General features: G+C 60.1%; 23 protein-coding genes and 4 tRNA genes. 7 read left to right on the top strand and 20 right to left on the bottom strand.

Annotated features, from left to right (window positions below):
• Positions 1-56: 56 nt before the first annotated feature.
• The 3 genes from fusA to rpsL form a co-directional block, all read right to left on the bottom strand.
• Positions 57-2,156 (bottom strand): elongation factor G, encoded by a 2,100-nt coding sequence (fusA, locus tag AMK02_RS08470; RefSeq protein WP_064682261.1) that lies wholly within the window; start codon positions 2,154-2,156, stop codon positions 57-59.
• Between the two features lie 29 nt (positions 2,157-2,185).
• Complete coding sequence (gene rpsG / locus AMK02_RS08465; protein ID WP_004669085.1) at positions 2,186-2,656, bottom strand: 30S ribosomal protein S7; 471 nt, start codon at positions 2,654-2,656, stop codon at positions 2,186-2,188.
• A 78-nt stretch (positions 2,657-2,734) separates the two neighbouring features.
• Positions 2,735-3,106: a 30S ribosomal protein S12 gene (gene rpsL / locus AMK02_RS08460; RefSeq protein ID WP_003547537.1), complete on the bottom strand. Its 372-nt coding sequence runs from the start codon at positions 3,104-3,106 to the stop codon at positions 2,735-2,737.
• Positions 3,107-3,602: 496 nt separating this feature from the next.
• Between rpsL and AMK02_RS08455 the strand changes: the two genes are divergently transcribed.
• Entirely contained in the window at positions 3,603-3,896 is a 294-nt protein-coding gene (locus AMK02_RS08455; protein ID WP_064801904.1) for a hypothetical protein, read from the top strand.
• A 100-nt stretch (positions 3,897-3,996) separates the two neighbouring features.
• On the opposite strand, the gene rpoC is transcribed toward AMK02_RS08455, so the two are convergent.
• The 14 genes from rpoC to AMK02_RS08390 all read right to left on the bottom strand — a co-directional run bounded on the left by rpoC (position 3,997) and on the right by AMK02_RS08390 (position 19,675).
• Entirely contained in the window at positions 3,997-8,205 is a 4,209-nt protein-coding gene (rpoC, locus tag AMK02_RS08450) for a DNA-directed RNA polymerase subunit beta' (RefSeq protein ID WP_064801902.1), read from the bottom strand.
• Between the two features lie 188 nt (positions 8,206-8,393).
• Positions 8,394-12,533, bottom strand: coding sequence for a DNA-directed RNA polymerase subunit beta (gene rpoB, locus AMK02_RS08445; RefSeq protein WP_064801900.1), 4,140 nt, complete (start codon positions 12,531-12,533; stop codon positions 8,394-8,396).
• Positions 12,534-12,792: 259 nt separating this feature from the next.
• Positions 12,793-13,173: a 50S ribosomal protein L7/L12 gene (gene rplL / locus AMK02_RS08440; protein ID WP_064801898.1), complete on the bottom strand. Its 381-nt coding sequence runs from the start codon at positions 13,171-13,173 to the stop codon at positions 12,793-12,795.
• 58 nt (positions 13,174-13,231) lie between these two features.
• Complete coding sequence (gene rplJ / locus AMK02_RS08435; protein WP_064801896.1) at positions 13,232-13,750, bottom strand: 50S ribosomal protein L10; 519 nt, start codon at positions 13,748-13,750, stop codon at positions 13,232-13,234.
• A gap of 329 nt (positions 13,751-14,079) precedes the next feature.
• Entirely contained in the window at positions 14,080-14,781 is a 702-nt protein-coding gene (rplA, locus tag AMK02_RS08430) for a 50S ribosomal protein L1 (RefSeq protein WP_064801895.1), read from the bottom strand.
• A 4-nt stretch (positions 14,782-14,785) separates the two neighbouring features.
• Positions 14,786-15,217 (bottom strand): 50S ribosomal protein L11, encoded by a 432-nt coding sequence (gene rplK, locus AMK02_RS08425; protein WP_003547518.1) that lies wholly within the window; start codon positions 15,215-15,217, stop codon positions 14,786-14,788.
• A 177-nt stretch (positions 15,218-15,394) separates the two neighbouring features.
• Complete coding sequence (nusG, locus tag AMK02_RS08420; RefSeq protein WP_007791989.1) at positions 15,395-15,925, bottom strand: transcription termination/antitermination protein NusG; 531 nt, start codon at positions 15,923-15,925, stop codon at positions 15,395-15,397.
• Between the two features lie 17 nt (positions 15,926-15,942).
• Positions 15,943-16,143 carry a preprotein translocase subunit SecE gene (gene secE / locus AMK02_RS08415; protein ID WP_003547514.1) on the bottom strand — a complete coding sequence of 67 codons (201 nt, stop codon included), beginning with the start codon at positions 16,141-16,143 and terminating at the stop codon, positions 15,943-15,945.
• A gap of 193 nt (positions 16,144-16,336) precedes the next feature.
• A tRNA-Trp gene (locus AMK02_RS08410) sits at positions 16,337-16,412 on the bottom strand.
• 166 nt (positions 16,413-16,578) lie between these two features.
• Complete coding sequence (locus AMK02_RS08405) at positions 16,579-17,472, bottom strand: NAD-dependent epimerase/dehydratase family protein (protein ID WP_064801893.1); 894 nt, start codon at positions 17,470-17,472, stop codon at positions 16,579-16,581.
• Between the two features lie 174 nt (positions 17,473-17,646).
• The gene (locus AMK02_RS32460) at positions 17,647-17,781 is read right to left on the bottom strand and encodes a hypothetical protein (RefSeq protein ID WP_257784632.1); all 135 of its coding nucleotides are present in this window, start codon (positions 17,779-17,781) and stop codon (positions 17,647-17,649) included.
• A gap of 202 nt (positions 17,782-17,983) precedes the next feature.
• Complete coding sequence (gene tuf, locus AMK02_RS08400; RefSeq protein ID WP_011424970.1) at positions 17,984-19,159, bottom strand: elongation factor Tu; 1,176 nt, start codon at positions 19,157-19,159, stop codon at positions 17,984-17,986.
• Positions 19,160-19,492: 333 nt separating this feature from the next.
• Positions 19,493-19,566 (bottom strand) — tRNA-Gly (locus tag AMK02_RS08395).
• 24 nt (positions 19,567-19,590) lie between these two features.
• Positions 19,591-19,675: transfer RNA gene (locus AMK02_RS08390), tRNA-Tyr, on the bottom strand.
• Positions 19,676-19,878: 203 nt separating this feature from the next.
• On the opposite strand from AMK02_RS08390, the gene rlmB reads away from it, so the two are divergent.
• The 3 genes from rlmB to AMK02_RS31670 all read left to right on the top strand — a co-directional run bounded on the left by rlmB (position 19,879) and on the right by AMK02_RS31670 (position 21,793).
• The gene (gene rlmB / locus AMK02_RS08385; RefSeq protein ID WP_064801891.1) at positions 19,879-20,769 is read left to right on the top strand and encodes a 23S rRNA (guanosine(2251)-2'-O)-methyltransferase RlmB; all 891 of its coding nucleotides are present in this window, start codon (positions 19,879-19,881) and stop codon (positions 20,767-20,769) included.
• A 47-nt stretch (positions 20,770-20,816) separates the two neighbouring features.
• Positions 20,817-21,509: an AprI/Inh family metalloprotease inhibitor gene (locus AMK02_RS08380; RefSeq protein WP_064801889.1), complete on the top strand. Its 693-nt coding sequence runs from the start codon at positions 20,817-20,819 to the stop codon at positions 21,507-21,509.
• Positions 21,510-21,634: 125 nt separating this feature from the next.
• Entirely contained in the window at positions 21,635-21,793 is a 159-nt protein-coding gene (locus tag AMK02_RS31670) for a hypothetical protein (protein WP_164517777.1), read from the top strand.
• Between the two features lie 53 nt (positions 21,794-21,846).
• On the opposite strand, the gene AMK02_RS08375 is transcribed toward AMK02_RS31670, so the two are convergent.
• Positions 21,847-22,185: a hypothetical protein gene (locus tag AMK02_RS08375; protein ID WP_064806086.1), complete on the bottom strand. Its 339-nt coding sequence runs from the start codon at positions 22,183-22,185 to the stop codon at positions 21,847-21,849.
• Positions 22,186-22,391: 206 nt separating this feature from the next.
• Positions 22,392-22,467: transfer RNA gene (locus AMK02_RS08370), tRNA-Thr, on the bottom strand.
• Between the two features lie 157 nt (positions 22,468-22,624).
• Here AMK02_RS08370 and AMK02_RS08365 point away from each other — a divergent pair.
• Genes AMK02_RS08365 through AMK02_RS08355 form a run of 3 tightly spaced genes read left to right on the top strand, consistent with a single transcriptional unit; the run spans position 22,625 to position 24,952 of the window.
• A complete protein-coding gene (locus AMK02_RS08365) occupies positions 22,625-23,398 on the top strand; it encodes an NAD kinase (RefSeq protein ID WP_011424966.1) in 774 nt (257 codons plus the stop codon).
• A 4-nt stretch (positions 23,399-23,402) separates the two neighbouring features.
• The gene (locus AMK02_RS08360; protein ID WP_064806084.1) at positions 23,403-23,906 is read left to right on the top strand and encodes a hypothetical protein; all 504 of its coding nucleotides are present in this window, start codon (positions 23,403-23,405) and stop codon (positions 23,904-23,906) included.
• 32 nt (positions 23,907-23,938) lie between these two features.
• Positions 23,939-24,952, top strand: coding sequence for an alpha/beta hydrolase family protein (locus AMK02_RS08355; RefSeq protein WP_064806082.1), 1,014 nt, complete (start codon positions 23,939-23,941; stop codon positions 24,950-24,952).
• 54 nt (positions 24,953-25,006) lie between these two features.
• On the opposite strand, the gene prfB is transcribed toward AMK02_RS08355, so the two are convergent.
• Positions 25,007-26,138 (bottom strand): peptide chain release factor 2 gene (gene prfB, locus AMK02_RS08350; protein WP_164517776.1). Its coding sequence is split into 2 segments (ribosomal slippage): positions 25,007-26,068 and positions 26,070-26,138, totalling 1,131 coding nucleotides; the frame shifts between segments, so codons are not numbered across the junction.
• Positions 26,139-26,205: the final 67 nt, after the last annotated feature.

The following is a 26,205-nucleotide window of genomic DNA, read 5'->3' as shown; positions in this document are numbered from 1 at the left end:
GTTTTGCTAGTCCCCGAGGGGAGCTAATTCTTGTTATCGGTCAATAGGTATGCCGGTCACTTCTGACCGGAATACTTTGCCTGGATTTCGGTTGCGACGTTCGACGGGACCGGCGCGTAGTGATCGAAGGTCATCGTGTACTGAGCGCGGCCCTGCGACATGGAGCGCAGGTTGTCGACGTACTTGAACATGTTGGCCAGCGGAACGTTGGCGCTGATGACAACCGCGATGCCACGGCTTTCCTGACCCTGGATCTGGCCACGGCGCGAGTTGAGGTCGCCGATAACGTCACCGACGTAATCTTCCGGGGTGACGACCTCGACCTTCATCATCGGCTCGAGGAGCTGAGCGCCGGCCTTCTTGGCTGCTTCACGGAAGCAAGCGCGGGAAGCGATTTCGAACGCCAGGACCGAGGAGTCGACGTCGTGGAAGGCACCGTCGATGAGCGTCGCCTTGACGCCGAGCATCGGGAAGCCAGCCAGCGGACCGGAAGACAGAACGCTTTCGATGCCCTTCTGAACGCCCGGGATGTATTCCTTCGGAACAGAGCCGCCGACGATCTTGGATTCGAACTTGAAGTCTTCGCCTTCGGGGTTCGGTTCGAAGATGATCTTGACGCGCGCGAACTGGCCGGTACCACCGGTCTGCTTCTTGTGCGTGTAGTCTTCTTCGGTCTGGCGCGTGATGGTTTCGCGGTAAGCAACCTGCGGCGCACCGACGTTTGCTTCGACCTTGAACTCGCGACGCATGCGGTCGACGATGATGTCGAGATGCAGTTCGCCCATGCCGGCAATGATCGTCTGACCGGATTCCTGGTCCGTCTTCACGCGGAAGGACGGGTCTTCGGCTGCCAGGCGGTTGAGCGCGAGGCCCATCTTTTCCTGGTCGCCCTTGGACTTCGGCTCGATGGCGATCTGGATGACCGGCTCGGGGAATTCCATGCGCTCGAGGATAACCGGCTTCAGCGGATCGCAGAGCGTATCGCCAGTGGTGGTTTCCTTGAGACCGGCGAGAGCAACGATGTCGCCTGCAAAGGCTTCTTCGATGTCTTCACGAGAGTTGGAGTGCATCTGCAGCATACGGCCGACGCGCTCGCGCTTGTCCTTGACCGTGTTCAGAACCGAAGAGCCCTTTTCGAGCTTGCCGGAGTAGATGCGTGCGAAGGTGAGCGAACCGACGAAGGGGTCGTTCATGATCTTGAACGCCAGCATCGAAAGCGGCTCGGCGTCATCTGCATGCCGCTCGATATCGGCTTCGGTCTTGAAATCGATGCCCTTGATCGCCGGAATGTCGAGCGGCGACGGCAGGTAGTCGACCACGGCGTCGAGCAGCGGCTGCACGCCCTTGTTCTTGAAGGCGGTGCCGCAGAACATCGGATGGAACTTGACGTCGATGGTGCCGCGGCGAACGAGTTCGCGGATCTTGTCGTTGTCGGGCATGTTGCCTTCGAGGTAGGCTTCCATCGCAGCTTCGTCGATCTCGACAACGGTCTCGATCAGCTTTTCGCGATATTCTTCAGCCTTGGCCTTCAGATCTTCCGGGATTTCGACGACATCCCACTGGGCGCCGAGCGATTCGTCGCGCCAGATCAGCGCGTTCATCTCGACGAGGTCGACAACGCCCTTGAAGTCGCTCTCAGCGCCGATCGGCAGCTGCATGACGACGGCGGTCGCGCCGAGACGCGTCTTGATCATCTCGACAGAGCGATAGAAGTCCGCGCCGGTTTTGTCCATCTTGTTGCAGAAGATCATCCGCGGAACATTGTACTTCTCAGCCTGGCGCCAGACGGTTTCCGTCTGCGGCTCAACGCCGGCGTTGGCGTCGAGCAGCGCGATGGCGCCGTCGAGAACGCGCAGCGAACGCTCGACTTCGATGGTGAAGTCGACGTGGCCGGGGGTGTCGATGATGTTGAAGCGGCGCATCTTGCCGTCACGGCCTTTCCAGAAGGTCGTGGTGGCAGCAGAGGTGATCGTGATGCCACGCTCCTGCTCCTGCTCCATCCAGTCCATGGTGGCTGCGCCGTCGTGGACTTCGCCGATCTTGTGCGACTTGCCGGTGTAATAAAGGATACGCTCGGTGGTCGTGGTCTTGCCGGCGTCGATATGCGCCATGATACCGAAATTGCGGTAGTCTTCGATCTTATATTCGCGAGCCATTGTGGACTGCCTTTCGATACCGTTCGGAATTACCAGCGATAGTGCGAGAACGCGCGGTTGGCGTCAGCCATCTTGTGCGTGTCTTCGCGCTTCTTGACGGCGGAGCCGCGGTTGTTGGACGCATCGAGCAGTTCGCCGGACAGACGGTCGATCATGGTGGTTTCGTTGCGCTTGCGGGCAGCGGCAATCAGCCAGCGAATGGCGAGAGCCTGGCGGCGCTCCGGACGGACGTCGACCGGAACCTGGTAGGTCGCACCACCGACGCGGCGCGAGCGGACTTCAACGTGCGGGGCAATGTTGTCGAGCGCAGAATGGAAAACCGAAAGCGGCTCCTGCTTGGACTTGCCCTGGACGGCGTCGAACGCACCATAGACGATGTTTTCAGCAACGGACTTCTTACCATCGAGCATGATGGCATTCATGAACTTGGTCACGACGAGGTCACCGAACTTCGGATCCGGATTGATCTCGCGCTTTTCTGCTTTATGACGTCTGGACATACTTTTCGTCTCTTCAACCGTTAAGGCGCTTCATCACGCGGAGGACCTCGCGCAGCGCCGGATTATTCAAAATCCGAATTACTTCGGACGCTTCGCACCGTACTTGGAGCGACGCTGCTTGCGGTTCTTGACACCCTGGGTATCGAGAACGCCGCGGATGATGTGATAACGGACACCCGGAAGGTCCTTGACGCGGCCGCCGCGGATCATGACGACGGAGTGTTCCTGAAGGTTGTGACCTTCGCCGGGGATGTAACCAATGACTTCGAAGCCGTTGGTCAGGCGGATCTTTGCGACCTTACGCAGAGCCGAGTTCGGCTTCTTCGGCGTGGTCGTGTAGACGCGCGTGCAAACGCCGCGCTTCTGCGGGTTCTCCTGGAGAGCGGGAACCTTATTACGCTTTACGTTCGCCTGGCGAGGCTTGCGGATCAGCTGGTTTACGGTAGGCATTCAACCATCCCTTACGTTTATCTCAGTACCCTTGCGGGCTTGAACTCACGCCGTCTCCGGCAATGACGCATGCTTTCCGTCAATGCGCAAAATATGGCCCGATCCGCTTCCGCAGATGGACCACAAGGAGCAGAGGACGCATAATATCCTGCGTCATGCGTGCAGCATCATGACTTCAACGTGCGTTTAGAACCTTGTTTGAGGTGAATTTCAGGGCGCGTCGCCCCGAACAGCCAAGCCTCACATGGGATCTGATGGGCGGGGTACTACTGGTTTCCACCCGTCCCGTCAAGGCCGGTTAAGAAATAAACTTGGCCGCATCACCTTGATATGCGGGCCGAACGCCCTGTTTTCATCCTTCTAGACGCATTCAGGGACGTGCGCCAAGATAAAAACTTGGGCCTTGCAGCAAAAGCAGTTAAGGAATCAGCAATTGCGGCGTTAGGTCCTCTCAGCGGATTCGACAAAGCGAATCCCCAGGAACCGAGGACAGGCGATGATCACGACACCTGATAACGACAATAATTTCGACGGACCGATGATCTTCATCATCATCGGCAAAGGCTATGAGTCCGAGGCCAGCGAAGGCATCGACCTGCACATCCTGCTCCAGGCGCCCGATGACGACACCGCCGTGCGCGAAGCCTTGAACGCCCTTGCCGAGGAGGGTTTCATCGAGGCCGATCTCGACCAGATCGGCATGCTGACCGAAATTCCGGCGGAAGAGCCGCACGCTTCGGCCTATCAGGGTGCGGTTGACGGCGAGGTCGCGATCATCCGGTTCAACTGACGGGAACGCCTTCCCTCCCCTATCAATCAAAGACTAGCACAAACGAAAACCGCCCGGATCGCTCCGGGCGGTTTTTCAATTCGTGGACCTCAGCTGCGGATTATTCCGCAGCCGGGGCGTTTTCGGCCATGTCCTGCAGCATCGGGGTGGCGACCGCTGCCCCAGTGCCCTTGCGGCGCTCTTCGAGGATGAGCTCGTCGCGCGACGTGGCGATGCGGCGGATCTGGGTCATGGTGCCGCCGGTGCCGGCCGGAATGAGGCGGCCGACGATGACGTTTTCCTTCAAGCCCTGCAGACCGTCGGTCTTTCCGGCGATTGCAGCTTCCGTCAGCACCTTGGTCGTTTCCTGGAAGGACGCGGCCGAGATGAAGGACGGGGTCTGCAGCGACGCCTTGGTGATGCCGAGAAGAACCGGCTCGCCGCTGGCGGGCTTCTTGCCCTGCTCGATCAGGTGGTCGTTGACGTCCTCCAGCTCGATCCGGTCGACGTTGTCGCCGACGATGTAGGTCGAGTCGCCGGCATCGGTGATCTCCACCTTCTGCAGCATCTGACGGACGATCACCTCGATGTGCTTGTCGTTGATGACGACGCCCTGCAGGCGATAGACTTCCTGGATTTCGTTGACGAGGTAGGAAGCAAGAGCCTCCACGCCCTTGATCGCCAGGATGTCGTGCGGAGCCGGGTTACCGTCGAGGATGTAGTCACCCTTTTCGATATAGTCGCCGTCCTGAAGGTGGAAGGGCTTGCCCTTCGGAATCAGGTATTCGACAGGCTCGACACCGTCTTCCGCCGGCTCGATGATGACGCGACGCTTGTTCTTGTAGTCGCGGCCAAGGCGGATCGTACCATCGATCTCTGCGATGATGGCGTGATCCTTCGGACGGCGAGCTTCGAACAGTTCGGCAACACGCGGCAAACCGCCGGTGATGTCCTTGGTCTTGGCGCTTTCGAGCGGCGAACGGGCGAGAACGTCACCCTGCGAGACCTTCGTGCCCGGCTCGACCGACAGGATGGCGTCGACCGAGAGCAGGAAGCGGGCGTCACCACCACGGGACAGCTTGGCGACATTGCCGCTGGCGTCCTTGATGACAATCGCCGGCTTGAGATCCGAGCCGCGCGGGGTCGAACGCCAGTCGATGACCTGACGCTTGGTGATGCCGGTGGATTCGTCGGTCGCTTCCAGAACCGAGAGACCATCGACGAGGTCTTCGAACTGAACGGTACCGGCAACTTCCGTCATCATCGGACGGGTGTAAGGATCCCACTCCGCCAGACGCTGGCCGCGCTTGACCTTGTCACCTTCGTCGACATGCAGCTTCGAACCGTAGGCGACACGCTGCGAAGAGCGCTCGACGCCGCGCTCGTCCAGGATCTGGACGGTCATGTTGCGGCCCATGGCAACGAGGCTGCCTTCAGAGTTGCGCAGCACGTTGCGGTTCTTGATCTGCACTGTACCTTCGTACGAGGCCTCCAGGAACGACTGGTCGACCACGGTTGCCGTACCGCCAAGGTGGAAGGTACGCATGGTGAGCTGAGTTCCCGGCTCGCCGATCGACTGAGCGGCGATGACGCCGACGGCTTCGCCCATGTTGACCGGCGTACCGCGCGCGAGGTCGCGGCCGTAGCAGACCGAGCAGACGCCCGTCTGGATTTCGCAGGTCAGCGCCGAGCGGATGCGGATCGACTGGATACCGGCCTTCTCGATTTCGATGACATCAGGCTCGAGGATCATCTTGCCGGCATCGACGATGCGCTCACCCGTCACCGGATGATCGATGTCGTCGAGCGCCGTGCGGCCGAGAATACGGGCGCCGAGCGAGGCGACGACCTGGCCGGCATCGACGATGGCGGTCATGGTCAGGCCGGTTTCGGTGCCGCAATCGACGTGCGTGACGATGCAATCCTGCGCGACGTCGACGAGACGGCGGGTCAGGTAACCGGAGTTTGCGGTCTTCAAGGCGGTGTCTGCCAGACCCTTGCGGGCGCCGTGCGTCGAGTTGAAGTACTCGTTGACGGTCAGGCCTTCCTTGAAGTTCGAGATGATCGGCGTCTCGATGATTTCGCCCGACGGCTTGGCCATCAGGCCGCGCATGCCGCCCAGCTGGCGCATCTGGTTCGGAGAACCGCGGGCGCCGGAGTGGCTCATCATGTAGATCGAGTTCATCGGCTTCTGACGGCCGGTGTTCTCGTCGAATTCGACCGCCTTGATGCGTGCCATCATCTCTTCGGCGACCTTTTCAGTCGCCTTGCCCCAGGCATCGACAACCTTGTTGTACTTTTCGCCCTGGGTGATGAGGCCGTCATTGTACTGCTGCTCGTATTCCTTCACCAGATTTTCGGTGTCGTTGACGATCTTGGCCTTCGTGTCCGGAATGACCATGTCGTCCTTGCCGAACGAAATGCCGGCACGGCAGGCATGGGCGAAGCCGAGCTGCATGATGCGGTCGCAGAAGATGACCGTGTCCTTCTGGCCGCAATGGCGGTAGACCGTGTCGATCATCTTGGAGATGTTCTTCTTGGTCATTTCCTGGTTGCAGATGTCGAAGGGCACCTTGCCATTTTTCGGCAGCAGTTCGCCGATGAGCAGACGGCCAGGCGTCGTCTCGTAGATCTTCGAGTAAGGCTTGCCATCCTCGCCGATCGACTTGAAGCGGCCGCGGATCTTGGTGTGCAGCGTCACGACCTTGTTTTCCAGCGCGTGATGCAGCTCGCCGAGATCGGAGAAGGCCATGCCTTCGCCCGGCTCGTTCTGGTTCAGGATCGACAGATAGTACAGGCCGAGAACCATGTCCTGCGAGGGAACGATGATCGGCGCGCCGTTTGCCGGGTGCAGGATGTTGTTGGTCGACATCATCAGCACGCGGGCTTCGAGCTGGGCTTCGAGCGACAGCGGCACGTGAACAGCCATCTGATCACCGTCGAAGTCGGCGTTGAAGGCCGTGCAGACGAGCGGGTGCAGCTGGATGGCCTTGCCTTCGACCAGGGTGGGCTCGAAGGCCTGGATGCCCAGGCGGTGCAGCGTCGGTGCGCGGTTCAGAAGAACAGGATGTTCGCGGATGACCTCGTCGAGGATATCCCAAACTTCCGGCTTTTCCTTCTCGACCAGCTTCTTGGCCTGCTTGACGGTCGAGGAGTAACCCTTGGCGTCGAGGCGGGCATAGATGAACGGCTTAAAGAGTTCGAGCGCCATCTTCTTCGGAAGACCGCACTGATGCAGCTTCAGTTCCGGACCGGTGACGATCACCGAACGGCCGGAATAGTCGACGCGCTTGCCGAGCAGGTTCTGGCGGAAGCGGCCCTGCTTGCCCTTCAGCATGTCGGACAGCGACTTCAGCGGACGCTTGTTGGCGCCGGTGATGACGCGGCCGCGGCGGCCGTTATCGAAGAGCGCGTCGACAGATTCCTGCAGCATGCGCTTTTCGTTGCGGATGATGATGCCCGGAGCGCGCAGTTCGATGAGGCGCTTCAGACGGTTGTTACGGTTGATGACGCGGCGATAGAGATCGTTCAGATCCGACGTCGCGAAACGGCCACCGTCGAGCGGCACGAGCGGGCGCAGATCCGGCGGGATGACCGGAACGACCTTCATGATCATCCATTCCGGACGATTGCCTGACTCCATGAAGTTCTCGACGATCTTCAGGCGCTTCATCAGCTTCTTCTGCTTGAGATCCGACGTGGTGTCGGCAAGCTCGGAGCGCAGATCGCCGGCGATCTTTTCGAGGTTCATCGAAGCCAGCATCTCGTAGATCGCCTCAGCGCCGATCATCGCGGTGAACTGGTCTTCGCCGTACTCGTCGACGGCGAGCATGTACTCTTCTTCCGAGAGGAGCTGGTGCTCCTTGAGAGCGGTCAGGCCCGGCTCGGTGACGATATAGTTTTCGAAGTAGAGGACGCGCTCGACATCCTTCAGCGTCATGTCGAGCAGTGTCGAAATGCGCGACGGCAGCGACTTCAGGAACCAGATGTGGGCAACCGGAGCAGCGAGCTCGATATGGCCCATGCGCTCACGGCGAACGCGCGACAGCGTGACTTCGACGCCGCACTTTTCGCAGATGATGCCCTTGTACTTCATGCGCTTGTACTTGCCGCACAAGCATTCGTAGTCCTTGATCGGGCCAAAGATGCGCGCGCAGAACAGACCGTCGCGTTCCGGCTTGAACGTGCGGTAGTTGATGGTTTCCGGCTTCTTGATCTCACCGTAGGACCAGGAGAGGATCTTCTCCGGAGACGCGATCGAAATCCGAATGGAATCGAAATTCTGTGCAGGCACCTGCGGATTGAAAAGATTCATGACCTCTTGGTTCATGCCTGTCTCCTTCATGGGCTAAAGCGCCCTCAAAATGCGATGGCCGGCGGCAATTCCCGGGAGCCGCCTCCCTCGCTTAAACGAGAATAACCGCAAGATGCGGCGAAACTTCCCTTCCGGGCCGACACGGATGCGGCTCCCGGCGGGACCGGCGTGCGCCGCATTGGCAGCGCACGCCCTATCAATGTTTACTCGGCCGCGTCCGGCAGCTGGGTTGCCTGCGCTTCATCGAGCTTGGTGTTCTCGAGCTCGACGCTGAGGCCCAGCGAGCGCATTTCCTTGACGAGAACGTTGAAGCTTTCCGGAATACCGGCTTCGAACGTGTCGTCTCCGCGGACAATGGCTTCGTAGACCTTGGTGCGGCCGGCGACGTCGTCCGACTTCACCGTCAGCATTTCCTGCAGCGTATAGGCGGCGCCATAGGCTTCGAGCGCCCAGACTTCCATTTCGCCGAAGCGCTGACCACCGAACTGCGCCTTGCCGCCCAGCGGCTGCTGGGTCACGAGCGAGTAAGGGCCTATCGAGCGGGCATGGATCTTGTCGTCGACCAGGTGGTTGAGTTTCAGCATGTAGATGTAGCCCACGGTCACCTGGCGGTCGAACTGCTCGCCGGTACGGCCGTCATAGAGCGTCGACTGGCCGGTGTCCTTGAGACCCGCCAGACGCAGCATGTCGTTGACGTCACCTTCATTGGCGCCGTCGAAGACCGGCGTCGCGATCGAAACGCCGCGCTTCCACTGGTCGGCGAGACGCAGGACGGACTCGTCGTCGAAGTCCTGGACCTGTTCGGCCTTGGGACCGTCGCCGACGACATCGCCGATGGTCTTGCGCAGCGGCTCGATGTTGCCGTTGGCCTTATACGCTTCGATCAATTCGCCGATCTGGCGACCCATGCCGGCGCAAGCCCAACCCAGGTGCGTTTCCAGAATCTGGCCGACGTTCATGCGCGAAGGCACGCCGAGCGGGTTCAGAACGACGTCGACATGCGTGCCGTCTTCGAGGAACGGCATGTCCTCGACAGGCACAATGCGCGAGACCACGCCCTTGTTCCCGTGACGGCCGGCCATCTTGTCGCCCGGCTGGATCTTGCGCTTCACGGCGACGAAGACCTTGACCATCTTCATGACGCCCGGAGGCATTTCATCGCCGCGTTGGACCTTCTCGACCTTGTCCATGAAGCGCTGTTCAAGGCGCGACTTGGATTCGTCGTACTGGCCGCGGAGGGCTTCGAGTTCGCTCTGAACCTTCTCGTCCTCGACGGCGAACATCCACCACTGCGAGCGGGGATATTCGGAGACGACGGCGTTCGAAAGTTCGGTGCCCTTCTTGAAGCCCTTCGGGCCGGCGATGGAGACCTGGCCGCGCAGCATGTCGATCAGACGGCCGTAGACGTTACGGTCGAGGATCGCCTGCTCGTCGTCGCGGTCCTTGGCGAGCCGCTCGATCTCTTCGCGCTCGATCGCCATCGCGCGCTCGTCCTTCTCGACGCCATGGCGGTTGAAGACGCGAACTTCGACGATCGTGCCGTAGGTGCCGGGCGGCATGCGCATGGAGGTGTCGCGCACGTCGGAGGCTTTTTCGCCGAAGATGGCGCGCAGAAGCTTTTCTTCCGGCGTCATCGGGCTTTCGCCCTTCGGCGTGATCTTGCCGACGAGGATATCGCCCGGCTGAACCTCGGCGCCGATATAGACGATGCCGGCTTCGTCGAGGTTCTTCAGCGCTTCTTCCGAAACGTTCGGAATATCGCGGGTGATTTCCTCGGGGCCGAGCTTGGTGTCGCGCCCCATCACTTCGAATTCCTCGATGTGGATGGAGGTGAACACGTCGTCGGCAACGATGCGCTCGGAGAGCAGGATCGAGTCTTCGTAGTTATAGCCGTTCCAAGGCATGAACGCGACGAGCGCGTTGCGGCCGAGCGCCAGGTCGCCGAGATCGGTCGACGGGCCGTCGGCGAGAATATCGCCGCGGTTGACGACGTCACCGACAGTGACCAGCGGACGCTGGTTGACGCAGGTGTTCTGATTCGAACGCTGGAACTTCTGCAGGCGGTAGATATCGACGCCGGACTTGCCGGCTTCGAGGTCTTCCGTGGCGCGGATAACGATACGCGTCGCGTCGACCTGGTCGACGACGCCGCCGCGGCGGGCGCCGATGGCGGCACCGGAGTCACGCGCGACGACCGGCTCCATGCCGGTGCCGACGAACGGAGCTTCGGCACGCAGCAGCGGCACGGCCTGACGCTGCATGTTCGAGCCCATGAGGGCGCGGTTGGCGTCGTCGTTTTCCAGGAACGGGATGAGTGCCGCTGCGACCGAAACGACCTGCTTCGGCGAAACGTCCATCAGGTTCATGCTGTCGCGGGGCGCGAGCATAACTTCACCCGCGTGACGGCAGACGACGAATTCGTCGACGAAGGAACCGTCAACGTTCAGCTCGGCGTTGGCCTGTGCGACGTAATACTTGGCCTCTTCCATGGCGGAGAGGTAGAGCACGTCGTTCGTCACCTTGCCGTCGACAATGCGCCGGTACGGGCTTTCGATGAAGCCGTATTTGTTGACGCGGGCAAAGGTCGCAAGCGAGTTGATAAGACCGATGTTCGGGCCTTCCGGCGTTTCGATCGGGCAGATACGGCCATAGTGGGTCGGATGCACGTCGCGGACTTCGAAGCCGGCGCGCTCGCGGGTCAGACCGCCCGGACCAAGGGCCGAAAGACGGCGCTTGTGGGTGATTTCCGAGAGCGGGTTGACCTGGTCCATGAACTGCGAGAGCTGCGAGGAACCGAAGAATTCGCGGACGGCTGCGGCAGCCGGCTTGGCGTTGATCAGGTCCTGCGGCATGACCGTATCGATTTCGATCGAGGACATGCGTTCCTTGATCGCACGCTCCATGCGGAGCAGGCCGAGACGGTACTGGTTCTCCATCAGCTCGCCGACCGAGCGGACGCGGCGGTTGCCGAGGTTGTCGATGTCGTCGATCTCACCCTTGCCGTCGCGCAGTTCGACCAGCATCTTGACCACGGCCAGGATGTCGTCCTTGCGCAGGATGCGAACGGTGTCCTCGACGGAGAGGTCGAGGCGCATGTTCATCTTGACGCGGCCGACGGCGGAGAGGTCGTAACGCTCCGCATCGAAGAACAGCGAGTTGAACATGGCTTCGGCCGATTCCATCGTCGGCGGTTCACCCGGGCGCATGACGCGATAGATGTCGAACAGAGCGTCCTGACGGTTCTCGTTCTTGTCGGCCGAAAGCGTGTTGCGGATATAGGCGCCGACATTGATGTGGTCGATGCCGAGAACCGGGATCTCGTCGAAACCGTTCGCGAGAATGACGGCGAGCGTCTTCTCGTCGATCTCGTCGCCGGCCTCGAGATAGATCTCACCCGTCGAGTAGTTGACGATATCCTCGGCGAGGTAGTTACCGTAAAGGTCGTCGTCGCCGGCCTTCAGCGCCTTCAGGCCCTTATCGGAAAGCTGGCGCAGCAGGCGCGGCGTCAGCTTCTTGCCGGCTTCCACGACGACTTCGCCGGTATCGGCGTCGACCATCTCGGTGATCGCCTTGGCGCCCTTCAGGGTTTCCGGCTTGAACGGAATGCGCCAGCCTTCGCCGTCGCGCTTGTAGAGCGACTTCGTGTAGAAGGTGTCGAGGATTTCCTCGCCGTCCATGCCGAGCGCCATCAGCAGCGACGTGACAGGGATCTTGCGGCGGCGGTCGATGCGGGCGTAGACGATGTCCTTGGCGTCGAATTCGATATCGAGCCAGGAACCGCGATAGGGAATGACGCGGGCGGCGAACAGCAGCTTGCCGGAAGAATGGCTCTTGCCCTTGTCATGGTCGAAGAAGACGCCCGGCGAACGGTGCATCTGCGAGACGATGACGCGCTCGGTGCCGTTGACGATGAACGTGCCGTTGTTGGTCATGAGCGGCATGTCGCCCATGTAGACGGACTGTTCCTTGATGTCCTTGATCGACTTTGCGCCGGTATCCTCGTCGATATCGAACACGATGAGACGGAGAGTGACCTTCAGCGGCGCAGCATAGGTCAGGTCGCGCTGGCGGCACTCGTCAACGTCGAACTTCGGCGGTTCGAATTCGTAAGACACGAACTCCAGCATCGAGGCGCCGGAGAAGTCGGTGATCGGGAAAACGGATTTGAAGACGGCCTGAAGGCCTTCGTCTGGGCGACCGCCCTTCGGCTCTTCAACCATCAGGAACTGGTCGTAGGACGCCTTCTGAACCTCGATGAGGTTCGGCATTTCTGCGACTTCGGGGATCTTACCAAAAAACTTGCGTACGCGCCTGCGACCATTGAACGAAAGGGTCTGAGCCATCGTCGCTCCTTCAAAAATTGCATCCGGGCCTGCAACGGACGGGAACCGATGGCCAGTCGATCCCGCCGATCAATGAGTAGTTCAACCTCGTCCCACCTCCCGAAACAGCCAGGCCGGATTGCCTTGGCGCTTCGGTTCGAGACCATGCTCTTGAAGAACCCATTACCCAAAAGCCGTTTTCACGCGGCTTTTGGGTAATTCGTTCAGGAAAACGGCAAATGGGAGGCAGTAAATGCCGCCTCCCACGTGCAGTTCAAGATTACTTGACGTCGGCCTTTGCGCCTGCGTCTTCAAGCTTCTTCTTGATGTCGGCGGCTTCAGCCTTGGAAACGGCTTCCTTGACAGCCTTCGGAGCGCCTTCGACGAGGTCCTTGGCTTCCTTGAGGCCGAGGCCGGTGATGGCGCGGACTTCCTTGATGACGTTGATCTTGTTGGCGCCGGCATCCGTGAGGATGACGTCGAACTCGGTCTTTTCTTCTTCAGCCGGAGCAGCAGCGCCTGCACCACCAGCAGCGGCAGCAACAGCTACCGGAGCAGCAGCGGAAACGCCCCACTTTTCTTCGAGAAGCTTCGACAGTTCTGCAGCTTCCAGAACGGTCAGCGAGGAGAGGTCGTCAACGATCTTTGCGAGATCAGCCATTTTACTAGTTCCTTTTGTTCGGTTCGAACCGGTTGATTATAAACAGCGAAAAACCGCCTTAAGCGGCTTCGTCCTTCTTGGCGTAGGCCGCAAACACGCGGGCAAGCTGGCTTGCCGGTGCTGCAACAACCCCAGCGATGCGGGTAGCCGGTGTCTGGATCATGCCCAGCAGCTTCGCACGCAGCTCGTCGAGCGAAGGCAGGGTCGCAAGCGACTTGACTGCATCAGCGTTGAGCGTGGTTGTTCCCATGGCGCCGCCCAGAACAACGATCTTGTCGTTGGTCTTGGCGAAATCCATGACGACCTTCGGAGCGGTGATCGGATCGGTGCTGTATGCAATCAGCGTCTGACCCTTGAAGAGATTGGTAATCCCTTCCGCTTCCGTACCCTGAAGGGCAATTTTGGCCAGGCGGTTCTTCGCGACTTTGACGGTACCGCCAGCTGCACGCATCTTCGAACGAAAATCGTTCATCTGCGCGACTGTAGCACCAGCATAGTGGGCCACGACGACTGAGCCCGAAGCCTTGAAGACTTCGTTCAGTTCCGTGACGAATTCGCGTTTTTCCGCTCTTTCCACTGCCTATCTCCAGTTGGCGGGACCGAAAACGGGCCCGCCGGGTTGCCTTTTGCCTCCCGGGATCATGCGAGATCCCAAGCGACGCTTGAGGATCCTGTCCCCCCGCGCTCCCGCGCCAATCAAGGCTAAAGAGGCACAAGGCATCCAAGGCTCGAACCGAGTTACGAGAAGTGAACTTCATGCAATTCGGGTCTTACCCGTCTCATGCAGGCGAAGTGATTAAGGGAAAACCACCTGCAATCTCGGACAGGATTCCGGATTTCTCCGGAATATTCCGGCCCCTTGCGAGGCCGGAAATTCAGTGACCGGGCCGAAGCCCGGCCATAAACTTATGCAGTCGGAGCTGCGGTGACCGAGCCGACTTCGATCTTGACGCCCGGGCCCATGGTCGAAGAAATCGCCACGCGCTTGACATAGTTGCCCTTGGCGCCAGCCGGCTTCGCCTTGATGACGGCGTCAGCAAAGGCGCGGATGTTTTCTTCCAGAGCCTTGGCATCGAAAGAGGCCTTGCCGATGCCGGCATGGACGATACCAGCCTTCTCGACGCGGAACTCGACAGCGCCGCCCTTGGAAGCCTTGACGGCTCCAGCGACATCCATGGTGACGGTGCCGACCTTCGGGTTCGGCATCATGCCGCGCGGGCCGAGAACCTTACCGAGACGGCCGACGAGCGGCATCATGTCCGGGGTAGCGATGCAGCGATCGAAGTCGATCTTGCCGCCCTGAACGATTTCGACAAGATCTTCCGCGCCAACAACGTCTGCGCCAGCAGCCTTGGCTTCGTCAGCCTTGGCGCCACGGGCGAAAACAGCAACGCGAACCGTACGGCCCGTGCCGTTCGGCAGGTTGACGACGCCGCGAACCATCTGGTCGGCGTGGCGCGGGTCGACGCCGAGGTTCATCGAGACTTCGATGGTTTCGTCGAACTTGGCGACAGCCCGTTCCTTGACCATGCCGATGGCCTGGGTCAGAGCGTAGAGCTTGGTCGGATCAACACCTTCGTTGATTTTGCGAGTGCGCTTGCCTGCCATGGTCTTAACCCACCACTTCCAGGCCCATGGCGCGGGCAGAGCCCTCGATCATCGCCATTGCACCTTCGATATCCGCTGCGTTCAGATCCTTCATCTTGGCTTCTGCGATCGACTTGATCTGAGCCTTGGTGAGGGAGCCGGCCTTGGCGCCCTTGCCGGGCGTCTTGGAACCGGACGTGATCTTCGCTTCCTTCTTCAGCCAGTAGCTGACCGGAGGCTGCTTCATCGCGAAGGTGAAGGACTTGTCCTGGTAATAGGTGATGACGACCGGGATCGGCATACCCTTTTCCATTTCCTGCGTGGCGGCATTGAACGCCTTGCAGAATTCCATGATGTTAATGCCACGCTGACCAAGCGCCGGACCAATCGGCGGGGACGGGTTTGCCGATCCTGCCTTGACCTGAAGCTTGAGCTGGCCTGCAACTTTCTTAGCCATATCTCTCTGCCTTTCATGAACGGCCGGTCGCCCGGCCCGTGATGCCGGATTGCTCCGGCGGCTGCGGTTGCGTGGTGCGGATCATTAGGGTCCGGCTAAGACCCCTCACCTTCCACGCGGATGCGGACAAGGTCCGCAAGAAGCGGGCCACAAGGACCAGCTTCCCATCTCTCGCGATCAGACCTTCTCGACCTGCGCATATTCCAGCTCGACCGGCGTTGCGCGGCCGAAGATCGACACTTCCACCTTCAGGCGCGAACGCTCTTCGTCCACATCCTGAACCGTACCGTTGAACGAAGCGAAAGGACCGTCGGAAACGCGGACCTGCTCGCCGATCTCGAAGGTAACGGACGCCTTCGGCCGCTCGACGCCTTCCTGAACCTGACCGAGAATGCGCTCGGCTTCATAATCCGGAATCGGAACGGGCTTATTGTCGGAGCCGAGGAAACCTGTGACCTTCGGCGTATTCTTGATCAGGTGATAGGCCTCGTCCGTCAGATTGGCGCGGACCAGGACATAGCCCGGGAAGAACTTGCGCTCGCTGTCGACCTTGCGGCCGCGACGCACTTCCACAACCTTTTCGGTCGGCACGAGAATCTTCTCGAACAAGTGCTCAAGCCCCTTCTGACGAGCCTTGTTCTCGATGTCTTCAGCCACCTTCTTTTCAAAATTCGAGTACGCGTGGACGATGTACCAACGTGCCGCCATTTTCATCTCCACCCGTATCAGTTGCCGGTATTGAGCACGAAGCTCAGGGCCCAGCCGATCAGCTGGTCAGCGGCAAAGAAAAACAGCGCGGCAAAAACCACCATCACCAGCACCATGACCGTCGAGATCATCGTCTCGCGGCGCGACGGCCATGTGACCTTGGACGTCTCGGAGCGAACCTGCTGCAGAAACGCAAATGGATTGGATTTGGATGCCATCGACCGCCCACGCAATTACGGCGCGTAAAGCTGAAACTATCAGCCCCACGCACCGCGTGTCTGTTGAACCCTAAATAAACACCGATTTCCGAATGCACAAGAGGGAAACCGAAGTTTAACGAAATTAGTTGCCACCCATCAATCCCCAGCCGGAATGCCGCGAGCAACGCCGCGCTGTCCGTATCAGGGAAGATGGCAGGGGCAGAGGGGCTCGAACCCCCGACCTGCGGTTTTGGAGACCGCCGCTCTACCAACTGAGCTATACCCCTTCATGCCCGTCCTTCAGCGCCCGGGTCAAGACCCGCAAATCGCTGCCGAAATGCATGGCGCTCCCTTTAAGACGGCGGCAGCGGATTGGCAAGCACGATTTTCGATTTTCAAAGCCTTCTGCTCATTTGCGAGCGTCCGCTTTTCGATCGCGTAACCAGAGAGCATTCAGACCTTCACATATTTCCGCCAGCCGTGTTCTTCCTTGAAGCCCAACACCCCGCGAATCTTGCGGTTGGAAAGCAGCCCCTCATATTCACCGATCTCGCGGGTGAAGGGCACATTCGGGAAGAATCGCTTCGCCAGCTCTTTCGACGGCGTATTGGCCGAAACCGTGTCGTTAGCGGCGTTGAAGACCTGGTAGCCAAGCCCGTCCTTCTCGATGCAGAGATGGCAGATCTGCCCGAGGTCGCGAGCATCGATATAGCTCCAAGCGATGCGCTTGCGCATCTCGGGATGGGCAAAATAGGTTGGGAACCTCTCATATTCATGCGGCTCGATAACGTTGCCGATGCGCAGCGCATAGATGTCGAAACCCGACCGTTCGGCAAAGGCGCGCGCTGTCTTTTCGTTGACGACTTTGGAAAGGCCGTAAGAATCCATCGGATTGACGTCGTAATCTTCCTCCAGCGGGAACTGGTGGAAGTCGCGATGGCCTTCTGCAAAGCAGACGCCGTAGGTCGTTTCGCTCGACGCGACGATGATCTTCCGGATGCCGAGCTTCACCGCAGCCTCGATGACATTGTAAGTGCCCATCACGTTGATGCGGAAGGTCTCGTTGTCGGGCTTGATCAGGATGCGCGGAATGGCGGCGAAATGCACGACCGCATCAAAGGGCTGAACGCCCCTGCCCGCGTCGAGATCGGGAAAATCGCGATGCATCGACAGCGCGTTGAAGACCTGGCCGCTATCGGTGATGTCGGCGATGAGATTCGTGACGCCGGGGCTGTCCAGAGGCACGAGATCGAGGTTGTGAACCTCGTACCCTGCATTGACAAGCCATGGCACGGCATGGCGACCTGCCTTGCCGGAACCGCCCGTGAACAGAATCCGCTTTTTCATGGAAAAGTCCTCCGCATCATTAAACCGGAGGCATAGTTAGACGCTTCCGCGCGAAGAGCAAGCGAGCGTCCTGCGAGGGGTTTCACCCCGCCGCGCCAGGAGCACCCTATCCGGGAGCACCTGGCCCATTATTGCCCTATCACCGCAGCCCCGTGCGATGAACTGGTAAGGTCGTCACTTGACGACGCTTACCTCATTGATCTGCACTCCGGCCGATTGAACAACCTCTTGCGGAATCGCAGCGATGAAAAACATCGTGAAAACATACATCGCGAATATCGTCGCAACGAATGTGGCCTTTGGAATCATCCCGACTCTCCTCTTTACAAGGAGGAGTCTGGACTAAAATGAGCCAATCACAACTGCTTTCTGAACGTGAGATGAACAAAATACTGTGACGGGCATTCTTAACGATATTTTTACAACACCTGTTAAACGGCTCGGATGCATCAAAAACGAAAAACCCCGCTGTTTCCAGCGGGGTTTTCCTGATTGTGGATAACCTGAAAGGTTACTCGACGATCGAAGCGACGATGCCGGCGCCGACGGTGCGGCCGCCTTCGCGGATAGCGAAGCGCAGCTTTTCTTCCATCGCGATCGGAACGATCAGCTCGACGTCAACCGTGACGTTGTCGCCCGGCATGACCATTTCCGTGCCTTCCGGAAGCGTCACGATGCCGGTCACGTCCGTCGTGCGGAAGTAGAACTGCGGACGGTAGTTGGTGAAGAACGGCGTATGACGGCCGCCCTCTTCCTTCGTCAGGATGTAGGCTTCTGCCTTGAACTTCTTGTGCGGCTTGACCGAGCCCGGCTTGCACAGGATCTGACCGCGCTCGACGCCGTCACGGTTCACACCGCGGATCAGCGCGCCGATGTTGTCGCCGGCCTGGCCCTGGTCGAGCAGCTTGCGGAACATTTCAACGCCGGTCACCGTCGTCTTGGAGGTCGGACGGATGCCGACGATCTCGACTTCTTCACCAACCTTGATGATGCCACGCTCGACGCGGCCGGTCACGACCGTACCACGGCCCGAGATCGAGAACACGTCTTCGATCGGCATCAGGAACGGCTGGTCAACCGGACGCTCAGGCGTCGGGATGTAGGAGTCGACCGCTGCCATCAGCTCGCGGATCGCGTCTTCGCCGATCTTCTTGTCGGAATCTTCAAGAGCGGCAAGCGCCGAACCCTTGACGACCGGAATGTCGTCGCCCGGGAAGTCGTAGGACGACAGAAGTTCGCGAACTTCGAGCTCGACCAGTTCGAGAAGCTCGGCGTCGTCAACCTGGTCGACCTTGTTCAGGAACACAACGATCGCCGGAACGCCGACCTGGCGGGCGAGCAGGATGTGTTCGCGCGTCTGCGGCATCGGGCCGTCAGCGGCCGAGCAAACCAGGATCGCGCCGTCCATCTGCGCCGCACCGGTGATCATGTTCTTGACGTAGTCGGCGTGGCCGGGGCAGTCGACGTGCGCGTAGTGGCGGGCCGGCGTCTCATATTCGACGTGCGCCGTCGAGATCGTGATGCCGCGGGCCTTCTCTTCCGGAGCCGCGTCGATCTGGTCGTACGCCTTGAACTCACCGAAGTACTTCGTGATCGCTGCCGTCAGAGACGTCTTGCCGTGGTCAACGTGGCCAATCGTGCCAATGTTGACGTGCGGCTTGTTGCGCTCAAACTTACTCTTTGCCATTTGAATGCTTCCTGTGAACGAAATGGTGGCCCCGGCGAACCGGTTTAGTGCCGCCGTTTAAGGCTTTCGGCGAAATTGCGCAAGACTTAATTGCAGACGCCAATCTTGGCGTGACAGCGCATATGGGAGACAATTCGCCGCCTGCAAGGCGATTCGCCGCAGCCCCTCCAAAAATCGCTGGAATCCCAGGGAAATTCGCACGGATCACCAAGGATGAACCGCGGCCATTGACGATCTCTCGCCTGCGGCAACAGCGGTCGGCCTCCCCCCCGGCTGGAAACAGCGCGCACGACGATCGCGACTGCGATCGCATCAACCGGCTTTAAGAGAAACTGGAGCGGGTAGCGGGAATCGAACCCGCGTATTCAGCTTGGAAGGCTGCTGCTCTACCATTGAGCTATACCCGCGGGATGGTCAGATCCGATGACGAATGGTGGAGAGAGTTGGATTTGAACCAACGTAGGCTGAGCCAACGGATTTACAGTCCGTCCCCTTTAACCACTCGGGCATCTCTCCAGTTTTTCGTCCGGATCTTGAAGACCAAGTTCGTCAGACTTCGAAGCGTTGCCGCCCGTCGTCTGCGCCGCGTATATGACCGGAGCATTTCCGTCTGTCAACACGATGACAATGGAAAAAACACGAAAAATTTCATTCGCCGCCGAAAGCCGGCACATGAAAGAAAGCCTATGCGGCAGCGAACGCCATGGCTATAAAGCCGCATGAGCAAAGACAACAAATCCGGCGGCAAGGCCGCGACAGACCCATCCGCCAAGGATACGCACTACGCCAATCTGAGGCGCGCCCACCGCGACGCCAAGCGCGAACGCGGCGAGATCCCGACACCCCAGCCACAGAATCGCCGGCGTGGGGCTGAGGACTGGAAGCCGCCGGCGCTCGCGCCCGATCAGGTATATCTCTACGGTCTGCATACAGTGCGCGCCGCCCTCGACAATCCGGAGCGCAAGAAGATCAAGCTGTTTACGACGCAGAATGCGCTCGCGCGTCTGGAAATCGACATCGAGATGCTGGGCATTCCCTTCGAAATCGTCTCGCCGCACGAGATCGACAAGGTGCTCGGTCCCGAGGCGATCCATCAGGGCGTCATGCTGGAAACGCGGCCGCTACCGGTGCGCCGGCTCGAAGCGCTAAAGGACAGCCCTCTCCTGCTCGTGCTCGACCAGGTCACCGATCCGCACAATGTCGGCGCGATCATGCGCTCGGCCGTCGCCTTCAATGCCGGGGCCGTTATCACTACCCAGAGACATAGCCCGACCGAGTCAGGCGTGCTCGCCAAGTCTGCCTCCGGCGCCCTGGAACTGATACCTTATATACAGATCACCAACCTCGCCGACGCGCTCGGCGAATTGCACAAGCTCGGCTTCTCCACCATCGGCCTCGATTCGGAAGGGCCGGCGCCGCTCGAAGGTACCTTCTCAGGCGACAAGGTGGCGCTGGTGCTCGGCTCGGAGGGCAAGGGGCTCAGGCAGAAAACACGCGAAACCGTCAACGCACTTGCCCGCCTCGATATGCCGGGCGCGATCAAATCGCTGAACGTTTCGAACGCCGCGGCGATCGCGCTTTATGCGGCGCGGCTTTACTTAAAGACATAGGCTGGAGTTAAAGGCCGGCTTACGGGCCGCGGCAAAGGGGGATTGCCATGATTGGTTTCATGCTTCGGCTCACAATTCCAGCAGCCATGCTGCTGGACTGCGGTCCGGCTGGGGCGCAGGATATCGATCCCGATATTCTCAGGGCGCAGGCGGGAACCTATCTGGTCGCGCCCGAAGACGGACGCGCCGGATGTCGGCTGACGCTCGAAACCGATCTTGCGATCGGCGGCTATTCGCTATCGGGCCAGGACAATTGTTCCAAGCCGCTGCCGGCGCTTGCCGAAGCCGCTGCCTGGAATTTCGACGGCAATGGCGGCCTCATCCTGATCGATCCGACGCGCAAGGCCATCGCCCGTTTCGTCGAGAATGAGGGTTCGCCGATGAAAACGGAAGACGAAACACCGCTGCTGCTGCTCTCGGCACCCGACGGTGTCGATCGCCTGCCGACCCTCAGGAGCCTTGCCGGGACATGGGCGATGCAAAGACCGGGCGGCGAAGAACTCTGCAGCGTGACACTCGACGGCACCAGCGATGCGGACGGCCACGCACCCCTATCGCTTTCCCGAGACTGCGCCGCCAATGTCGCCAGGCTCAAGCTCGCCGTCTGGAATATCGAAGGTTTCGGGCTGACTCTGATGAGTCATGACGGTTCGTCGCTCAGCTTCGACATGCGCGCCGACGGCAATTTCAATAAGTCCAGTGAAGAAGGCGGCAAGCCGCTTTCGCTCGTGCGCCACTGATCCCGGCGCACGGCTCGATCCGGAGAAATCCACTTTTTGCCTTGGAATGACCTTCTGGAGCATTATGATCTGGCGGCGATCGATCCGTAACGACCGGTCACAAGCAAGAAGGAGCGATTCCCATCATGGCCATTCGACCGCTGATTTTCGGTATCCTCTTCATCGCGGCCTTTGTGGGAATCATCCTCAGCATCATCTGGGTGGACACGTCGCATCCCGTTCACCAGCCCGATCCCCTGTCGCCGACGGCGCCCGGCCCAGCGACGCCGGGGCCGGTGCAATAGGTCGAGAGAAACGCGGACGGCGATTGCGCGTTAATCCCACCGAACGACTATCCTCAGCTGCGATAGAACCGAGGCATGTCGCGATCATATTGGCGCCACTCGCGACGCTCTTCCCAGCGCCACGGCCGCCAATGGCGGCGTTCATAGCGCCATTCGGAGCGGCGCCAATCGCGGCCATCCCGCCAGTCACGATTACCCCGCCAATCACGGTCGTCACGCCAGTCACGATCGTCACGCCAACGGTCGTGTCGCCAGCTGTCATGAATCTGGATGATGTCGCTTTGCGCGGATAGCGGCGACCGGTCGACAGGCATGGCGGCGGCGGGCGCAACGGCAGCAAGGGCCGCACCGAGGGAAATGGCTGCGGTCAGGAAAATATGCGCGAACTTCATGGCTGCTTCCTCATTGACGATGAGGAGATACTGCGCCACCACGGCTGAACTGCTGCTGAAGCAGTCCTTCAGATAGGGTTCATCAAGGAAAAGCGCCGGAGCATTATCGGAACCAATCAGCCTTGTTCCCAACGGAACTACAGCGCGACAGCCTTCGCTTGGCCGCTCTCTTCGGCTCGCCGAGCCGAAGCTTACAGAGCGCAGGCTGGTGCCCCCGGCAGGGTTCGAACCCGCGACCCCCTGATTACAAATCAGGTGCTCTACCAACTGAGCTACAAGGGCAATAGCTGCCCAACTAACAGATTCTGCGATCCTGTAAAGAAAAATCCGTGCCGGCGCGGACAAGTCTGCGTGTGTCCAAACCGCCTTGTCGTGCAAAACGGCCTTGTCGCAACTGCCATTTATCCTTTAGCTAGAGCAGCTTCACAAAGGGTATTGTATGGGCCGTTCATTCCAGACGCTTTCCTTTATCGCCTCGCCGACGATGGAGGCGCTCGCAGCGCGCGAAGAGCTGATTCGCATCTATGGCGACGTGCCGCAGGACAAGGCTGATGTCATCGTCGCGCTGGGTGGCGATGGCTTCATGCTGCAGACGCTGCACAGCACCATGAACTCGGGCAAGCTGGTCTACGGCATGAACCGCGGCTCGGTCGGCTTTCTGATGAATGATTACAGCACGGAACGGCTTCAAGAGCGTATCTGCGTCGCCGTCGAAAACGCCTTCCGTCCCTTGAAGATGACGACGGCCAATGCCGACGGTACCAATTCGACAGCGCTCGCCATCAACGAAGTCTATCTTTTCCGCCAGTCCTATCAGGCCGCCAATCTCAGGGTCGTGGTCGACGGGCGCGTGCGTCTGGAGGAGCTGATCTGCGACGGGCTGATGGTGGCTACCCCTGCCGGATCGACGGCCTATAATCTTTCCGCCCATGGTCCCATCCTGCCGCTCGAGGCGCCACTGCTCGCCATGACGCCGGTCAGCGCTTTCAGGCCGCGGCGCTGGAGGGGCGCCCTGCTTCCGAACAAGGTGACTGTGGATATCGACGTGCTCGAGCCGGTGAAGCGGCCGGTGAATGCGGTGGCAGACAATACGGAAGTCAAATCGGTGCTGCATGTCCGCATCGCTCAGTCGGAGCATATGACGGCGCGTATCCTCTCCGATCCGGACCGCTCTTGGTCCGACCGCATTCTCGCCGAGCAGTTCAAGGATTGAGATGATGGCAATGCGCCTGACATTGATGGCTACGATTTTCCTCGTCGGATGCTCGGCCGCGATCGCTGCTCCCACGCAGGACGTCATCCTGCCGGCTTCTGTGATTTTTGCGACCAGCACCGGCTACTGGGAGGACGACGGCAACGCGCCTGATGTCGAGCGGGCGCCCACCAAGGCCGAAAGCGTTTCCGACACCCAGGAAAAGCGCCATGGTTACTATAAGCTCTTTGCCGTGCGTCAGCCGGACAGGACGTCGAAAGTCTATCTTCAGCAGATTGCCCAGACCGAGATCGGTCCGACGATTGCCTCGACCATCGAACTGCAGGAGATCAGCGACCTGAAGCCTTACGTGACCGATATCCGCCCGGAAAACTCGAGCGGCATCATCAAGCAACCCGGCCTCTTCGCCACGATCTATCTGAAGACCGATCCCGCGGCCGAGCCGGACGGCTGGACCGTGCTGATCGACGAACTCGGCGACGTCACCATCGAGAAAGCGACCAATTGAGCAGCAAGACGCTGTTCGCACAGGCGACCAAGATGAAGCTCGGCTTTCGCGAGGGCGTCCTTTACGACGACCGGAGACCGGATTGGGATGCTGCCGGTCCAAGGCCCGTCCGCTGGTCGCTATGGTATCCGGCTGCCGATGACGCGCTGGAATGTGAAATCCAGGAGAGAAGCTGGTTTCGCAAGGCGGCGGTCGCTCGCGATGCACCGATTCGGCTTTCAGACAGGCCTTATCCCCTGGTGCTGCTGTCACACGGCACCGGCGGTTCTGCGGCGGGACTGGAATGGCTGGCGCGACGCCTGGTCGATCGCGGATTTGCAGCGCTCGGCGTCGACCATCACGGCAATACGGGCAGTGAGGATTATCGCGCCGAAGGTTTTGCCTGTCTTTGGGAACGGGCGCCGGATCTGAGCTTGATGCTCGACCGCTGTCGCGACTGGCTTGGCGATCTCGCCGGTCGGATCGATGCAGATCGTGTATTCGCGGCCGGATTCTCAGCCGGAGCCTATAGCGTCATGCTGCTTGTCGGCGCTGTCACCCAGTTCTCCCAGTTCGAACCATCAAGGCTGAAGCCGGGTGCTCCACGCGGCCCAAGGGAATTTCCCGATCTTGCCGATCATATCCCCTCCTTACTTCGCACCAGCGAGGTGTTTCGCGAGTCTTGGTCCCGCATGTCGCAATGCTACCGGGATGACCGGATCACGGCGGCGCTCCTGTGCGCACCAGGTCGTTCCATTCTCGGTTTCAGCGAGGAAAGCCTGAAAACTGTCGAGGCACCCGCTCTTATCCTTGTCGGCGATGCCGATAAGGCGGCACCAGCCGAGGAATGTTCTTCATGGCTGCATGAGCGGCTGACCGGCAGCGCCCTGAAAATATTCGGCGGCGGTCTCGGGCATTATGTCTTTGTGCCGGAGGGCACAGGGCTCGGTCTTGCCTTTGCCGCCGAGCTCTTCACCGATCCGCCGGGCATCGAGCGGGGAGCCGTTCATGACGAGATTGCCGCTCTATCGGCAGCGCTGTTCATGATGGCGACGCCGGCGCGATAGGCTGAACAAAGAAAGCCCCGTTTCGGGGCTTTCTGATTTCCATGATGCTGATTGTCAGTCGACATCCTCGACGACCGCATCGGCGGCGCCGCTGATGCGGTGAGCAAGGGCCGCTTCCATGAATTCGTTCAGATCGCCGTCGAGCACGTCGTCCGGAGCGGTGCTGGCAACGCCGGTGCGCAGGTCCTTGACCAGCTGGTAGGGTTGCAGCACATAGGAGCGGATCTGGTGACCCCAGCCGATATCCGTCTTGGAAGCGGCTTCGGCGCTCGCGGCCTCTTCGCGCTTTTTCAACTCTGCTTCGTACATCCGGGCACGCAGCATTTCCCAGGCCTTGGCGCGGTTCTTGTGCTGCGAACGTTCCTGCTGGCAGGCGACCACGATCCCGGTCGGGATATGGGTGATGCGCACGGCCGAGTCCGTCGTGTTGACGTGCTGGCCGCCGGCGCCCGACGAACGATAGGTGTCGATGCGGCAATCGCTTTCGTTGATGTCGATGTTGATTGAGTCATCGACGACCGGATAGACCCAGATCGACGAGAAGGACGTATGGCGGCGCGCATTGCTGTCGTAGGGGGAAATACGCACCAGACGATGCACGCCCGATTCCGTCTTCAGCCAACCATAGGCGTTGTGGCCCTTGACGAGCAGGGTGGCGGACTTGATGCCCGCCTCTTCGCCGTCATGGACTTCGAGAAGCTCGACCTTGAAGCGCTGGCGTTCCGCCCAGCGGGTGTACATGCGCAACAGCATGTTCGCCCAGTCCTGGCTTTCGGTGCCGCCGGCGCCGGAATGGACTTCGAGATAGGTGTCGTTGCTGTCGGCCTCGCCGGAGAGCATCGCCTCCACCTGGCGGCGTGCGGCCTCGGCCTTCAGTGCCTTCAAGGCATCCTCGGCTTCCTTGACGACACCTTCGTCGCCTTCTTCCTCGCCAAGCTCGACCAGCTCGACATTGTCTTTCAGCTGCTGTTCCAGCTGCCGGACGCCGCTAACGCCGTCATCGAGCTGCTGGCGCTCGCGCATCAGCTTCTGGGCTTCGGCAGCGTCATTCCAGAGGTTCGGATCCTCTGCCTTGTTGTTCAACCAGTCCAGTCGTCTTATCGCCTGGTCCCAGTCAAAGATGCCTCCTCAGCAGGGTGATAGCCTGCTTGGTTTCATCGACCACGTTTTCGATTTCGGCTCGCATTTCCCTGCTTCTCTGTAACGGTCTTCTTCAAGTGCTGGTGACATAGAGACGCCCGCCGCGGATGTAA

The sequence above is a fragment of the Rhizobium sp. N731 genome (assembly GCF_001664145.1).
GTDB classification, from domain to species: Bacteria; Pseudomonadota; Alphaproteobacteria; order Rhizobiales; family Rhizobiaceae; genus Rhizobium; species Rhizobium esperanzae.
Note: the sequence above shows the minus strand (reverse complement) of the source record. Positions and strands in the feature narration are given on the sequence as shown.

What these genes read in the sequence shown, in the direction of transcription:
- fusA (WP_064682261.1), bottom strand. Translation starts at nt 2,156, where the DNA reads ATGGCTCGCGAATATAAGATCGAAGACTACCGCAATTTCGGTATCATG.
- rpsG (WP_004669085.1), bottom strand. Translation starts at nt 2,656, where the DNA reads ATGTCCAGACGTCATAAAGCAGAAAAGCGCGAGATCAATCCGGATCCG.
- rpsL (WP_003547537.1), bottom strand. Translation starts at nt 3,106, where the DNA reads ATGCCTACCGTAAACCAGCTGATCCGCAAGCCTCGCCAGGCGAACGTA.
- AMK02_RS08455 (WP_064801904.1), top strand. Translation starts at nt 3,603, where the DNA reads ATGATCACGACACCTGATAACGACAATAATTTCGACGGACCGATGATC.
- rpoC (WP_064801902.1), bottom strand. Translation starts at nt 8,205, where the DNA reads ATGAACCAAGAGGTCATGAATCTTTTCAATCCGCAGGTGCCTGCACAG.
- rpoB (WP_064801900.1), bottom strand. Translation starts at nt 12,533, where the DNA reads ATGGCTCAGACCCTTTCGTTCAATGGTCGCAGGCGCGTACGCAAGTTT.
- rplL (WP_064801898.1), bottom strand. Translation starts at nt 13,173, where the DNA reads ATGGCTGATCTCGCAAAGATCGTTGACGACCTCTCCTCGCTGACCGTT.
- rplA (WP_064801895.1), bottom strand. Translation starts at nt 14,781, where the DNA reads ATGGCAGGCAAGCGCACTCGCAAAATCAACGAAGGTGTTGATCCGACC.
- rplK (WP_003547518.1), bottom strand. Translation starts at nt 15,217, where the DNA reads ATGGCTAAGAAAGTTGCAGGCCAGCTCAAGCTTCAGGTCAAGGCAGGA.
- nusG (WP_007791989.1), bottom strand. Translation starts at nt 15,925, where the DNA reads ATGGCGGCACGTTGGTACATCGTCCACGCGTACTCGAATTTTGAAAAG.
- secE (WP_003547514.1), bottom strand. Translation starts at nt 16,143, where the DNA reads ATGGCATCCAAATCCAATCCATTTGCGTTTCTGCAGCAGGTTCGCTCC.
- AMK02_RS08405 (WP_064801893.1), bottom strand. Translation starts at nt 17,472, where the DNA reads ATGAAAAAGCGGATTCTGTTCACGGGCGGTTCCGGCAAGGCAGGTCGC.
- AMK02_RS32460 (WP_257784632.1), bottom strand. Translation starts at nt 17,781, where the DNA reads ATGATTCCAAAGGCCACATTCGTTGCGACGATATTCGCGATGTATGTT.
- tuf (WP_011424970.1), bottom strand. Translation starts at nt 19,159, where the DNA reads ATGGCAAAGAGTAAGTTTGAGCGCAACAAGCCGCACGTCAACATTGGC.
- rlmB (WP_064801891.1), top strand. Translation starts at nt 19,879, where the DNA reads ATGAGCAAAGACAACAAATCCGGCGGCAAGGCCGCGACAGACCCATCC.
- AMK02_RS08380 (WP_064801889.1), top strand. Translation starts at nt 20,817, where the DNA reads ATGATTGGTTTCATGCTTCGGCTCACAATTCCAGCAGCCATGCTGCTG.
- AMK02_RS31670 (WP_164517777.1), top strand. Translation starts at nt 21,635, where the DNA reads ATGGCCATTCGACCGCTGATTTTCGGTATCCTCTTCATCGCGGCCTTT.
- AMK02_RS08375 (WP_064806086.1), bottom strand. Translation starts at nt 22,185, where the DNA reads ATGAAGTTCGCGCATATTTTCCTGACCGCAGCCATTTCCCTCGGTGCG.
- AMK02_RS08365 (WP_011424966.1), top strand. Translation starts at nt 22,625, where the DNA reads ATGGGCCGTTCATTCCAGACGCTTTCCTTTATCGCCTCGCCGACGATG.
- AMK02_RS08360 (WP_064806084.1), top strand. Translation starts at nt 23,403, where the DNA reads ATGGCAATGCGCCTGACATTGATGGCTACGATTTTCCTCGTCGGATGC.
- AMK02_RS08355 (WP_064806082.1), top strand. Translation starts at nt 23,939, where the DNA reads ATGAAGCTCGGCTTTCGCGAGGGCGTCCTTTACGACGACCGGAGACCG.